Source organism: Enterococcus sp. DIV0840, from assembly GCF_050527835.1.
Classification (GTDB): domain Bacteria; phylum Bacillota; class Bacilli; order Lactobacillales; family Enterococcaceae; genus Enterococcus_L; species Enterococcus_L ureasiticus.
The window spans coordinates 1,944,977-1,958,043 of sequence record NZ_CP172876.1 but is presented as its reverse complement, the minus strand read 5'-3'; the positions used below and the strand labels follow the sequence as shown (position 1 = coordinate 1,958,043).

The window sequence follows — 13,067 nt, the reverse complement described above, 5'->3', positions numbered from 1 at the left end:
TATGAACGAATTATTAGCACAAATTTTTACAGCGTTAGTGATCGATGAAAATGAAAGTCACTATTTTTTACAAAAAAATGGGATTACTTTGCGTTTATCTAAAGAAGAAGGTACGCATGAAATCGGCGAAGCAGTCGAAGGCTTTGGCTATATGAATCAAAAACAAGAACCTGAGATGACAACGATTATTCCAACAGCTCGAATCGGTCAATATGCATTTGGGACTGTAACAGGCACAAGACGTGATTTAGGCGCCTTTGTAGACATTGGTTTGAAAGATAAGGATGTTGTCGTTTCTTTAGATGAACTACCTGTAATGCGTGAATTATGGCCTAAAAAGGGCGATCAGCTGATGGTTGCGTTAAAAGTTGATAACAAAGAACGCATCTGGGGCGAATTAGCAGATGAGAAGATCTTTAAAGCCATGGCTAAACCTGGAACAGAAGAGTTAAAAAATGAAAATATCAGCGGGATCGTTTATCGTTTGAAAATGATTGGTTCATTTGTTTTGACCGATGATTTTTATATTGCCTTTATCCATCCTTCAGAACGTTATCAAGAACCTCGTTTGGGTGAAAGAGTAAATGGTCGTGTGATTGGTGTGCGCCCAGATGGTACCCTGAATATTTCTTTAAAACCCCGCGGTTATGAAGCCATCAGTGATGATGCAGCAATGATTTTAACCTTTTTAGAAAGAGCTGCAGAGCATAAGATTCCCTTCACTGATAAATCAAATCCGGAAGAAATCAAGCAAACATTCGGTATCAGCAAAGCGCAATTCAAGCGTGCGATCGGTAATTTAATGAAGCAAGGAAGAATCACTCAAGAAGCAGGCTTTACGATTTTAAAAGAAGAGCAACCAGAAAAATAATTGTTTTTTCATTCTAATTGAGAATCACTTGCAAATGTTTCGGAGTTATTTTATACTTATTATAATATAAGGTTAAAATTTATAATTCTAGATTAAAATTATTATAAATAAGGGGCTGCGTTTATGGATTCTACTGCTGCTTTAAAGAAAACAAAACAACAATTGCATGAATCTGGTTTCAAACTGACGCCTCAACGTGAAGCAACAGTTTTGGTACTACTTGAAAATGAGAAAGACCATTTATCGGCAGAAGAAATTTACTTTTTAGTAAAACAAAAAAGCCCTGAAATTGGTTTAGCAACTGTTTATCGAACATTAGAAATTTTAACGGACTTAAAAGTCGTAGATAAGGTAAGTTTTAATGATGGCTTAGCACGTTATGACTTACGTAAAGAGGGAGCAAAGCACTTCCATCATCATCTTTTATGTTTAGAGTGCGGCAATATCGAAGAAGTCGAAGAGGATTTATTAGGTGAAGTAGAACAAGTGATCGAACAGCGGTATCATTTTATGGTGAAAGATCATCGCTTAACATTTCATGGTATTTGCCAAGAGTGCCAGCAAAAAAAGAAAAATCAACCAACAGAAGAGATTGGTTCTGGATTTTCCAGTTCGAACTAAGTAGAATAGTTGGATTTAGAGGGCAGAGATGCTCTCTATTATTTTTCTTTTAAAAAAGGATTGACAATTCTGAAGGAATCTCATACAATGTCTTCAATAAACAATAAAAGTCTTGATAAGAATTAGTAAGATAATACAGATGTACAGAAAGTTGCCGGTTGTTGAGAGGCGCACAAATCTAATTTATCTGAATTCCTCTTTGAACTTCACACTGAATTGAGTAGGCTGTGACGGTTAAGCGCACCCGTTATTGTGCCAGGGTATAATTTTGTACCTGTCAAGTCAATGAGTGCAAACTGATTGTAAACAAAGGTGGTAACACGGATCATTCGGTCTCGTCCTTTTCAGAAATGAAGAGGACGAGGCTTTTTTTATTGTTTGATTAAAAGAAAAATGAAGGGAAGTTATCGTATGAGCTTTAAATCATTAAGCCAACCAATTAATTTTGAACAAGTCAAATCTTTATCTAAATTAACACCTGCACAAGAGAAAATAAAAGCAGTTCGTGATCAAGAATTAAAGGAAATTATTGAAGGGAAAAGTGACAAGATTCTTTTAGTGATCGGCCCTTGCTCTGCTCATAATGAAGAGGCTGTGATGGAGTATGTCAATCGTTTAGCTAAACTGCAAGAAAAAGTCCAAGATAAAATTTTTATGGTACCTCGTGTTTATACCAATAAACCTAGGACGAATGGCGACGGCTATAAAGGGTTACTACATCAGCAAAATCCAGAGGGAGAAAGTAATTTAATCAAAGGAATTGCAGCTGTTCGTAGTTTGCATAATCGTGTCATCAGTGAAACTGGTTTGACGACAGCTGATGAAATGCTGTATCCTGAAAACCTCGAATTTGTTCAAGATTTAGTCAGTTATATTGCGGTTGGTGCGCGTTCGGTGGAAGATCAGCAACATCGTTTTGTTGCAAGTGGAATCGATCAGCCGACAGGCATGAAAAACCCAACTAGCGGCAATTTGAAAGTGTTGTTCAATTCACTGTACGCAGCACAACAAAAACAAGAATTTATTTTTAATGGACTTGAAGTTGAATCCAGCTCTAATCCATTAGCCCATGTTGTATTAAGAGGTGGTTTGAATGAATATGGTGAGAATATCCCAAATTATCACTATGAGGATTTGCTAAAAGTGGTTAATCTTTATAAAGCTGGCAGCTACAAAAATCCGTTTATTGTCATTGATACGAATCATGACAATTCAGGAAAACAATATAAAGAACAAATCAGAATCGTCAAAGAAACGTTGTTTAATCGCTCGTGGAATGATGATATGAAGAAATGGGTTCGTGGTTTTATGATTGAAAGTTTTCTTGAAAGTGGCCGCCAAGAAGCTGACGGCAAAGTCTTTGGACAATCGATTACCGATCCATGTTTAGGCTGGGATGAGACAGAGGAATTAGTGAACTATATTGCAGAGCATGCGTGATTGATAGAGTAAAATAAACCTCTTATAACTGATAAAGTCAGTTATAAGAGGTTTATTTATTTAATTTGGAAAAAGTTATTTTTATAGATTAGCAAATTTTTCTAATAAACGAATCATTTGGCAGGTAAAACCATATTCGTTATCATACCATGCGACAGTTTTAACCAACTGGAAATCACCAGAAGTTGTTACTTCAGTTTGGGTTGGATCAAAAATAGAACCTTCCGTTGTGCCAATAACATCACCAGAAACGATTTCGCGGTCATCATAGCCAAATGATGGGTTATCGATCGTGTGTTTCTTAATTGCTTCATTTACTTGATCAGCAGTTACTTTTGTTTTTAAAATAGAGACTAATTCTGTTAAAGAGCCATCGACAACAGGAACACGTTGTGCATGACCTTGAAGTTTTCCATTTAATTCTGGAATAACTAAACCAATTGCTTTAGCAGCACCTGTTGAATGTGGAATCGTATTGTCAGCAGCAGAACGAGCAGCTCTTAAGTTGCCGCCTTTCACGGGTCCATCTAATAACATTTGAGTAGAAGTATACGCATGAACTGTCGTCATCGTACCAACTTCAATACCAAACTCGTTATTTAAGAAATAAGCCATAGGGGCTAAACAGTTTGTTGTACAAGAACCAGCAGAGATTATTTTATCTTCTGGAGTCAATGTGTCATCATTAACATTATAAACAATTGTCTTCATGTCACCAGCTGGTGCTGAAATCACAACACGTTTTGCGCCAGCATCCAAATGAGCCTGTGCTTTTTCTTTAGAAGTATAAAAGCCAGTACATTCTAAAACGATATCAACACCATTTTCTTCTACCCATTTCAATTTGCTGGCATCAGCTTCCGCATAAACTTTTGTTTTTCCACCATCCACTACGATCGAGTCATCAGTTGCAGTAACTTTTCCAGGGTAAGTACCATGAGTCGAATCAAATTGCAATAATTGAGCCAACATTGTCGGACTTGTCAAATCGTTGATTGCAACAACTTCAATATCATCAGAAACTTCTTTGATGCGGCGGAACGCAAGACGACCGATTCGTCCAAATCCATTAATTCCTACTTTTACTGTCATACTAAATTTCCTCCTTAAAATTAAATGCCTAATGAGCGGGTAGAGCTTCAACTAAAAACATATTCAAGCGACAAAAATGTAGCGCTAGACAACGTTTAAATGAATAGCATTGTATAATCACGTGTTTAAAAAAACGATGACTTACGCTATACTAATAGCATGGACGTATTTCGGATTTTTGTCAAAAATCTTGTCTTTCAAGGAAGAAAAGGAGTTGGAAAAAATGAATAGAAGTAAAGTTGTTGAGTCGCTTCAAATGAATTACCAAGCAATCAAAGAAGGTAAAGGCAAATGGTTTGATAAACGGGTAGCTTACACGGTCGCACGATCATTTGTAGACAAAGAACGTCGTTTCTCAGATACTGATTATCGTCACATGGAAGAGATACTTAAAGGTGAACTAGGAATGTTTAATGTGTTAGTTCAACCGGTTAGAGGTATTTTATTAGGGATGTTACTAGCGAATGGTAAATCAAGAGAGTTGGATATTCATACATTGATCAAAGATTATCAACGATTACGTGAGGTTGGTTTTCATGCATCTTCATACTCTTATTTTTCGGCATACTTACTTCAATTTACTGAAACAGCTGAGAAAGAATTTATTGTACGTAGAGGACAATGTATCTTTGAAGAAATCAAGGAGCATCATTATTTTCTTACTGGTGCCGAGGATGGTACAATTGCAATCGCTTTGGCTCAGCAAGAAAAATTAGAATCATTGACGACAAAACAGGTTGGCGATCTAGTGGAAGAGTATTATCAAGCTTTAAATGCTCAGGGTTTTCATAAGTCAAATCAACTTCAATTCGCTGCAGCAAATGCTGCTATGCTAACTGGCGAGTTCTCTCTTGAATTGATCGAAGATATCAAGCAGGTCATAGGTGAGTTGAAACAATCGGGGCTTCGATTTAGACCTGAATTTTACAATAGTATCATCACACTGGGTTTTTTGACTACTTTAAAAAAAGTGGATTTTCAAGCTTTAGGGGAGTACTTAGAACTTCTTGAAGAAAAAACAAATTTACGTTTCTATAAGGATTTTCGTCATTCTTTAGCTTTAGGCTTATTGATCCATGAAGAAATGAGTCTGTTGTCTAACGATAATTTGAATATATCTGCATTAACGATCACAATGATGATGGCGCAAGAAGCCAGCGCAGCGGCTGCGGCTATCGCTGTCTCTGTAGCGGCTTCTAATTCTAGTTCATAAAAACGAATTTGGCTAGACAAATTCAGGTTTAACCTTTACAATAAGAAAGGCTTTCAAACAGATAATGTTATTGAAAAGCGAAACCATCCAAACTACTAGAACTGTAAAAAATGTAAAACCTGAAGAAATGGTGAGATAGGTTTCTTTTATTTTCGGATATGAAATACTTTATCCCAACTTCTTTAAGATAGGAGGACAAAATATGTCCATGTTTTTAGATCAGGTAACTATCGATGTCAAAGCCGGTAAGGGCGGAGACGGAATGGTTGCCTTTCGTAGAGAGAAATATGTACCAGATGGCGGACCTGCCGGAGGAGACGGTGGTCAAGGCGGAGATGTGATTCTTGTTGTAGAAGAAGGATTACGTACTTTGATGGATTTCCGTTTTAATCGTCATTTTAAAGCACAACCTGGTGAAAATGGGATGAGTAAAGGGATGCACGGGCGTGGCTCAGAAAATACCTTTGTAAAAGTTCCACCAGGTACAACCGTTCGTGATGCTGAGACAGGCACGTTGATCGGAGATTTGATTGAAAATGGTCAAACACTGACTGTAGCTAAAGGCGGACGAGGCGGACGAGGCAATATTCGTTTTGCTTCTGCTAAAAACCCAGCACCTGAAATCGCTGAAAATGGCGAACCAGGTCAAGAAAGAAAAATCGAATTAGAATTGAAAGTTTTAGCTGATGTTGGTTTAGTTGGTTTCCCATCTGTTGGAAAATCTACTTTGCTATCAGTTATTTCATCCGCTCGTCCTAAAATTGGTGCTTATCACTTTACTACATTAGTTCCTAACCTTGGAATGGTGTCAACAAGTGATGGACGAAGTTTTGCTGCAGCGGATTTACCAGGATTGATCGAAGGGGCATCTCAAGGTGTTGGACTTGGAACACAGTTTTTACGCCATATCGAGCGGACTAGAGTTATTCTACATGTAATCGATATGAGTGGCATGGAAGGACGCGATCCTTATGAAGATTATCTAGCAATTAATAAAGAGCTAGCGTCTCATAACATGCGTTTGATGGAACGTCCGCAAATCATCGTAGCAAATAAAATGGATATGCCAGAAGCAGAAGAAAATTTGAAGAAATTCAAAGAAAAAATCGAAAAAGAACGGACAGATGAGTATGCAGATCATCTACCGATTTTCCCGATCTCTGGTGTTTCACGTAAAGGAATCGAACCTTTGCTTAACGCAACCGCTGATTTGATTGATGTAACGCCAGAATTCCCATTATATGAGGAAGAAATCGTGGAAGATACTGTTCATTATGGCTTCCAACCAGAAGGACCAGAATTTACGATCGACCGTGACCCTGATGCTACTTGGATTCTATCTGGAGATTCGTTGGAAAAATTATTCCAAATGACTAACTTTGAACACGATGAAAGTGTTATGCGATTTGCACGTCAATTACGTGGTATGGGAATCGATGAAGCATTACGAGATCGTGGAGCGAAAGATGGAGACATCGTTCGCATCGGAGAATATGAATTTGAATTTGTAGAATAAAAGAATAAATACAATAAGAGAGCTGATGAATTCATCGGCTCTTTTTTTGTTTATAGTGATTTTTAGCAATCAAAAGGAAACGAAACAACTTCAACAGGAATCGATATGTATAAAAAATGGTGTAATAATTAATGTTGGAGCAAAAAAACAAAATAAAAAACTATTTAGGTGTTTTTTTCTTTTTGGCTTTAAGGTTCATTTATGTTTCCTTTTATATAATAAATTCAGTCAAAGGAGGAAATAAAATGGTTAAACTAAAAAATAGTTTTCAAAGAAAAGAAAAAAAATATGCATTGACTAATACGATGTATCATCAATTGAGAGAAAAACTAAAACCCTATATGCAAGAAGACGAATATGGATTACATACAATCATTTCTATTTATTTTGATACACAAGATTATGAGATGATTCGACATTCGATAGGAAAGCCAGTTTACAAAGAAAAATTCAGGATTAGAAGCTACGGCATTCCCAAGGAAGAGTCGACTGTTTTTCTTGAAATAAAAAAGAAAGTCAGTGGCGTCGTATATAAAAGAAGGGTAGCTTTATCGTATCAATCGGCGAAAAGTTATATCCAAAAGCCACATTCTTTTAAGTTAAAAACGACAAAAGACCAGCAAATCAAACAGGAAATTGATTGGTTAGTCGCCCGCAAAAGATTAGAACCTAAAGTGATGATTGCATATGATCGGCGAGCATTATTTGACTCAGGAAACGAAGATTTTCGAATTACCTTTGATTTTAATATCCGTTATCGAGAAGAACAATTAACCCATACGTTAGATGATCAGGGTGAAAGAGTAGCCCCAGAGATTGATGTTTTAATGGAAGTAAAAGCCTTAGGCGCTTACCCAATCTGGTTTTCAGAAATTTTAGCAGAGCTTGACATTTATCCAACATCATTTTCAAAATACGCTCAAACGTATCAACGTTACTTATATTGCAAAGGAGATTTTCAGTATGTTGTCTAGTTTATTAGTAGAGAGTTCAGTTGATTTGTCATTCAAACAACTTTTAGTTTGTATTGTTACGTCGGTTTTATTAGGTCTTTTAGTGGCCTGTGTCCATATGTATAGAAATGTTTATAGTAAAAACTTTGTGATTACTTTAGCTGTTTTACCTGTCTTAGTTCAATTGGTTATTATGTTGGTCAATGGTAATTTAGGTACAGGGGTCGCCGTTTTAGGAGCATTTAGTTTAATCCGATTTCGTTCAGTGGCAGGCGGTGCTAGAGAAATTACTAGTATTTTTTGGTCGATGGGGATTGGTCTTGCTACAGGAATGGGCTATGTCAGCTATATTGCTTTATTTTCTATGATTATTGCGCTGTTTTTACTACTTTTAAATACGATTCATTTTGGTGAAAAGCAAAAAGTTGCAGAACGGGAAGTGAAAATCACGATTCCAGAAGATTTAGATTATCCAGGATTATTTGATGACTTATTTCAGCAATACACATACTCTGCCAATTTAGATTCAGTAAAAACGACCAATATGGGCAGCTTGTACGAACTACGTTATCGAATCACGCTAAAAGATAGTCAGATGGAAAAAGAATTAATGGATGCTATGCGTGTGAGAAATGGCAACTTAACAATTGTTTCAGGGAAAGTTTCAACAAATAGAGAAGAATTGTAGGTGGATATAATGAAAAAAACGAAATTTGGTGTCGCCGCTTTAACGATTTTACTCATTCTATTTACTGGATGTGCAAAACAAGCAACGAGTACAACTACTGCAACTTCGAAAAGTAAAGAACAAGTTGTTACGGTTCAGGAAGCAAAAAAATCATCTGAAAATAGATATGGCGATTATGACGAAGAAGATTTTGATGAAAGTTACGATGAAAATACAGCGACAAAAATTGAATTAAAAGACTCTGGAAGTAAAATAGATGGAACAGGTGTTTCTGAAAAAGATAATACTATTTCAATTACTGCAGGTGGGACTTATATTTTATCAGGAAATTACAAAGGGCAAATAAAAATCAATGCTAATGAAGAAACGGTTAATTTAGTGTTGGATAATGTTTCAATAACTAATGACTCGTCTTCAGCAATCTATATTGAACAAGCAAAAAAAGTAATCACAACTTTAGCAGAAGGTACAAAAAATAGTCTTTCAGACGGCAGCAATTATACGTTTGCTTCAGCAGATGAAACAGAACCAGATGCTACTTTTTTTAGTAAAGACGACTTAACGATCAATGGTACTGGAACTTTAGAAGTTACTGGCAATTATAGTAATGGTATTCGCAGTAAGGACGATTTAGTTATCACTAATGGCACCCTGAATGTTACCGCCAAAAATAATGCAATCAAGGGCAAAGACTCCGTATCGATTGCGAATGGAACCTTCTCTTTAAATACTACAGAAGGCGATGGTATTCAAGCAAATAATAGCACAGACGCAGACAAAGGTTGGATCGCAATAGATGGCGGAATATTTACGATTCAATCAGGCAATGATGGAATTCAAGCGGAAACGAATTTATCAATTGCCAAGTCTGATATCAAGATACAAACTGCTGAGGGTCACGATGATCAATCAATTGATACAACAGCAAGTTACAAAGGATTAAAAGCTTCCGGAAATATCATTGTAGATGATGGAACCTTTGATTTAAACACGGCTGATGATGCAATCCATTCAAATGCGGCAGTTACGATTAATAACGGGACCTTCACATTAGCAAGCGGTGATGATGGTATCCATGCAGATACAGATTTACTGATCAATAAAGGGAAGATAACGGTCAGTCATTCTTATGAGGGGTTGGAAGGTGCGACGGTAACGATCAACGAGGGTGATATTTCTGTAAATGCATCAGATGATGGCATCAATGCAGCTGGCGGTAGCTCTGGTGAAGAAGAGCAGGAAGGACAATTCGGTGCAGATTCATTTGGTGAACCTGGCGGTGGACAGCCAGGTGGTGGCGGAGATAGTACTAAATTTATAGAAATAAATGGTGGAACGACCTATGTAAATGCAGATGGTGATGGAATCGACAGTAACGGAGATGTTCGGATGACTGCAGGTACGCTAATCGTAAATGGCCCAACTGATGATGGCAATGGAGCGCTTGATTACGATGGAACCTTTACAATGGATGGCGGAATATTTGCTGCAAGCGGTAGTTCTGGGATGGCAATGAGCACTAGCGATGCTTCTTCTCAAGCAGCACTGAGTCTTTACTTTGATGATACTCAAAAAGCAGGAACTTTGGTCAATCTTAAAAATGCTGCAGGAAATACGATTATGTCATTTGCACCGGAGAAGGATTTTTCTCATATCGCAATCAGTTCACCAGATCTAAAAGTTGGTGAAACAGTGATATTATCAACAGGTGGGAAAGATTCTGGGACAACGAAAAATGGATTGTACAGCACAGGAAGTTATTCAGATGGTACAGAACTGACAAAAATTTCAATCAATAACATCTTAACATCAGTTGATCAATCTGGCACAGAAGTCACAGGCAATCAAATGGGTGGAGGGCCAGGCGGTCAACCACCTAGATAATTGATTTTTATTGCTTTAATGACTAGTTTATTGATAGAATAAGAATATCAAATAGAACGAGGTGGTCGTATGTCTAAACGAGTTATTATTATGCATTTTGAAGTAGAAAGCCAAGCTTACCAAGCATTTTCAGAAATAAAGAAATTGTATGTTGAGAAAAAAATAAAAGGCGAACAAATGGCAGTGGTAACCCATGTAAACGATGGTGTTCATCAGTTTAAAATCGATGATTTCCTTGATTTTACAGGCAATAATCATACAGCAAAGAATAGTATGATCGGGATGCTGATCGGTATACTAGGTGGTCCTTTAGGCATTCTACTGGGCTGGTTTGCAGGAAGTATATTCGGAGCTTCTCAAGATGCCAAAGAAATCCAAGGTGCCCAAACAGTCTTTGAACATGTAACGAAGCAAATCGGCGAAGGGGAAACGGGCTTGATCTTGATTGCTGAAGAAGACGACAATCGTCCATTAAACCAATTGATCATGAACGAATTAGGTGGGGAAATCACTCGTTTAGACTTTGAAGATGTGGAAAAAGAAATAACAGATGCCAAAGATGTAGAAAAGGAAACAACAGATTCAGCAAAAAAATCTTGGCAAGATAAAAAACAAGATTCAAATGAAAAAAACGAAAATTAATCGATGATTAATGGTAAAATGAATAAATAAATAAGCTAGAAGACGTGACAAAGAAATTATTTCTACTCGTCTTCTTTTTTTGATATAAGGAAGTGGAAACAAATGCTGAAAATACTATTAGTAGAAGATGACGAAATCCTATCAGACAGTATTTTAGAAATTTTATCTGAAATCGGTGAAATCGTTCAAGTTTATGATGGAGCAGAGGCGTTATATGAAGGCGAACGAGGAATTTATGATCTGATCGTGTTAGATTTGATGTTACCGTCAATGTCTGGTGAGCAAGTCTTAACAGCTTTAAGAAAGAAAAATATCTATACGCCAGTTTTGATTTTAACCGCTAAAGATGCGTTACAAGATAAAGTGAATGGCTTTAAAAATGGGGGCGATGATTATCTAACGAAACCATTCCATCGAGAAGAATTATTACTACGTGTCCAAGCTCTAGCACGTCGCTCATTAGGGATGAATGGTAAAAATGAGTTAGTTGTTAATGAGTTGTGTTTGGATCTTGATAATCGACAAGCTAGTTTTAAAGGAAATGAACTCACACTGCAAGGCAAAGAATTCGATTTATTACATTATCTAATGCAAAATCAGGGACGAATCATCACCAAAGATAAATTGTTCGATCGAATTTGGGGATTTCAATCAGACACGACGTTAACCGTGGTCGAGGTTTATATGAGCAACCTTAGAAAGAATTTAAAACCCTTTGGAATTGATCGCTGGATCAAAACCCTGCGTAATGTTGGCTATCTTTTTGAAGTGCCTGAAGGGGATGGAGCATGAATAAACAACTAAGCAAAAAACAAAGATTTAATTATTTCTTGATAAACTTAATTTCATTTGCAAGTATTTTTCTGATCTTGGGTTTGATCGTTTTTCAGCTAGTACAAACCTCCATTTACCAAACAGTGGACCATGATTTACAACGACTTGCAGAGGATCAAAAATTTCTACAACATCAACTGATACAGACTGAACGATCACAAGGGAATTCACCTCAATTAGGTAAATTTGATACGCCACCACCCAATAATTTTCAACAGCAAGTGATTCTTTGGTCGAAAGACGGGGAAATACTGAATGAAGCCGAGTTAGGATCTCGTTTTTATGATTTTCAGAATTTAAAATTATCAACTGATAATTTACGTAAAATCAGTAGTATCCAAACTAAAGACAGCAATGATCGTTCGTTGCAATTTCGCTCGATCACACTACCTATTGAAAATCAAGATCAAGTCGCTTACATCCAGCTGCTAGTAAATACCGATCCAATCAAAGGAACTGTGGAACGGTTTAAGCAAATACTGATCATCTGTATGATTATTTTTGGTTTATTATCAATTGCTCTAAGTTATTTTCTTTCTAAGTGGTTTATGAAACCTATCTTGATTTCCTGGGAAAAACAACAAGAATTTGTTGAAAATGCTTCTCATGAGTTAAGAACACCACTAACGATCATTCAAGCCAAACTAGAAAAGTTATTTACTAAACCAAACCATACGATTTTAGAAGAATCCGAAACGATTGCTCTTTCACTAGACGAAGTTCAGCGTTTGAGCCAATTAACAAGCGATTTACTCTTACTCGCTCGTTCAGATTCCAATTCTCTGACCTTAGAAAAAGAAGCTGTTAAAATCAATAACTTTTTGAATACAGTCCTTTTACCTTATCAAGAATTAGCTTTAGCTGAAGAAAAAGAATTTGTCATCGATTTAGGTGAAGATCAGCAACTATTTTTCGATAAAAAAAGAATTCACCAATTAATGATCATTTTATTGGATAATGCACTGAAATATACCGCACCTGGCGAGAAAATAACTGTTTTTTCAAGTGTTAAAAATAATGAATGGTTAATTAAAATCAGTGATACAGGTATCGGTATCGATGAGGAGAAAAAAGCAGCAGTCTTTGAACGTTTCTATCGTGGAGAAGAATCTCGCAATCGCAAAACAGGCGGTTACGGTATTGGTCTTGCTATTGCTAAATGGATCGTAGATGAACATCAAGGGAAAATCGAACTAACGGATACCAGGCCAAAAGGAACCACTGTTATTTTGCGTTTTCCTGTAAAATAAATATTATTTGCTAAAGCGGCAACTTTCTTCTAAAATAAAGAAGAAGTTTAAGGAAAGTTAGGT

At 36.6% G+C, this 13,067-nt stretch carries 12 protein-coding genes and 1 other annotated feature; of the genes, 11 read left to right on the top strand and 1 reads right to left on the bottom strand.

From position 1 onward, the window contains the following. Position 1 precedes the first annotated feature (1 nt). The 3 genes from IGL98_RS09340 to IGL98_RS09330 all read left to right on the top strand — a co-directional run bounded on the left by IGL98_RS09340 (position 2) and on the right by IGL98_RS09330 (position 2,932). Positions 2–871 (top strand): CvfB family protein, encoded by an 870-nt coding sequence (locus IGL98_RS09340; protein WP_206842523.1) that lies wholly within the window; start codon positions 2–4, stop codon positions 869–871. Positions 872–994: 123 nt separating this feature from the next. Continuing rightward, positions 995–1,492, top strand: a complete 498-nt coding sequence (locus IGL98_RS09335) for a Fur family transcriptional regulator (protein WP_206842521.1) — start codon at positions 995–997, stop codon at positions 1,490–1,492. 103 nt (positions 1,493–1,595) lie between these two features. Further along, positions 1,596–1,838: a binding site (T-box leader), on the top strand. 65 nt (positions 1,839–1,903) lie between these two features. After that, on the top strand, positions 1,904–2,932 hold the full coding sequence (locus IGL98_RS09330; protein WP_206842519.1) for a 3-deoxy-7-phosphoheptulonate synthase: 1,029 nt from the start codon (positions 1,904–1,906) through the stop codon (positions 2,930–2,932). Between the two features lie 81 nt (positions 2,933–3,013). Here IGL98_RS09330 and gap read toward each other — a convergent pair whose 3' ends face one another. Continuing rightward, positions 3,014–4,024 (bottom strand): type I glyceraldehyde-3-phosphate dehydrogenase, encoded by a 1,011-nt coding sequence (gene gap, locus IGL98_RS09325; protein ID WP_069644751.1) that lies wholly within the window; start codon positions 4,022–4,024, stop codon positions 3,014–3,016. A 223-nt stretch (positions 4,025–4,247) separates the two neighbouring features. Here gap and IGL98_RS09320 point away from each other — a divergent pair, with 223 nt between their 5' ends. The 8 genes from IGL98_RS09320 to IGL98_RS09285 all read left to right on the top strand — a co-directional run bounded on the left by IGL98_RS09320 (position 4,248) and on the right by IGL98_RS09285 (position 13,004). After that, a complete protein-coding gene (locus IGL98_RS09320; RefSeq protein WP_206842517.1) occupies positions 4,248–5,237 on the top strand; it encodes a DUF4003 family protein in 990 nt (329 codons plus the stop codon). 202 nt (positions 5,238–5,439) lie between these two features. Further along, the gene (gene obgE / locus IGL98_RS09315; RefSeq protein ID WP_277989061.1) at positions 5,440–6,753 is read left to right on the top strand and encodes a GTPase ObgE; all 1,314 of its coding nucleotides are present in this window, start codon (positions 5,440–5,442) and stop codon (positions 6,751–6,753) included. 245 nt (positions 6,754–6,998) lie between these two features. Further along, a complete protein-coding gene (locus IGL98_RS09310) occupies positions 6,999–7,727 on the top strand; it encodes a polyphosphate polymerase domain-containing protein (RefSeq protein ID WP_206842515.1) in 729 nt (242 codons plus the stop codon). Further along, positions 7,717–8,394 (top strand): DUF4956 domain-containing protein, encoded by a 678-nt coding sequence (locus IGL98_RS09305; protein ID WP_206842512.1) that lies wholly within the window; start codon positions 7,717–7,719, stop codon positions 8,392–8,394. Before IGL98_RS09310 ends, IGL98_RS09305 begins: the two co-directional genes overlap by 11 nt. Before the next feature lie 9 nt (positions 8,395–8,403). After that, positions 8,404–10,278 (top strand): carbohydrate-binding domain-containing protein, encoded by a 1,875-nt coding sequence (locus IGL98_RS09300; protein WP_206842511.1) that lies wholly within the window; start codon positions 8,404–8,406, stop codon positions 10,276–10,278. Between the two features lie 69 nt (positions 10,279–10,347). Beyond that, the gene (locus IGL98_RS09295; RefSeq protein WP_206842510.1) at positions 10,348–10,920 is read left to right on the top strand and encodes a DUF1269 domain-containing protein; all 573 of its coding nucleotides are present in this window, start codon (positions 10,348–10,350) and stop codon (positions 10,918–10,920) included. 102 nt (positions 10,921–11,022) lie between these two features. Continuing rightward, positions 11,023–11,712 (top strand): response regulator transcription factor, encoded by a 690-nt coding sequence (locus tag IGL98_RS09290; protein ID WP_206842508.1) that lies wholly within the window; start codon positions 11,023–11,025, stop codon positions 11,710–11,712. Then, positions 11,709–13,004, top strand: coding sequence for a sensor histidine kinase (locus tag IGL98_RS09285; RefSeq protein WP_206842507.1), 1,296 nt, complete (start codon positions 11,709–11,711; stop codon positions 13,002–13,004). Before IGL98_RS09290 ends, IGL98_RS09285 begins: the two co-directional genes overlap by 4 nt. Positions 13,005–13,067: the final 63 nt, after the last annotated feature.

Coding starts and splice junctions, on each gene's coding strand:
- IGL98_RS09300 (WP_206842511.1), top strand. CDS start 8,404: ATGAAAAAAACGAAATTTGGTGTCGCCGCTTTAACGATTTTACTCATT.
- IGL98_RS09305 (WP_206842512.1), top strand. CDS start 7,717: ATGTTGTCTAGTTTATTAGTAGAGAGTTCAGTTGATTTGTCATTCAAA.
- IGL98_RS09290 (WP_206842508.1), top strand. CDS start 11,023: ATGCTGAAAATACTATTAGTAGAAGATGACGAAATCCTATCAGACAGT.
- IGL98_RS09310 (WP_206842515.1), top strand. CDS start 6,999: ATGGTTAAACTAAAAAATAGTTTTCAAAGAAAAGAAAAAAAATATGCA.
- IGL98_RS09320 (WP_206842517.1), top strand. CDS start 4,248: ATGAATAGAAGTAAAGTTGTTGAGTCGCTTCAAATGAATTACCAAGCA.
- IGL98_RS09295 (WP_206842510.1), top strand. CDS start 10,348: ATGTCTAAACGAGTTATTATTATGCATTTTGAAGTAGAAAGCCAAGCT.
- IGL98_RS09285 (WP_206842507.1), top strand. CDS start 11,709: ATGAATAAACAACTAAGCAAAAAACAAAGATTTAATTATTTCTTGATA.
- gap (WP_069644751.1), bottom strand. CDS start 4,024: ATGACAGTAAAAGTAGGAATTAATGGATTTGGACGAATCGGTCGTCTT.
- obgE (WP_277989061.1), top strand. CDS start 5,440: ATGTCCATGTTTTTAGATCAGGTAACTATCGATGTCAAAGCCGGTAAG.
- IGL98_RS09330 (WP_206842519.1), top strand. CDS start 1,904: ATGAGCTTTAAATCATTAAGCCAACCAATTAATTTTGAACAAGTCAAA.
- IGL98_RS09335 (WP_206842521.1), top strand. CDS start 995: ATGGATTCTACTGCTGCTTTAAAGAAAACAAAACAACAATTGCATGAA.
- IGL98_RS09340 (WP_206842523.1), top strand. CDS start 2: ATGAACGAATTATTAGCACAAATTTTTACAGCGTTAGTGATCGATGAA.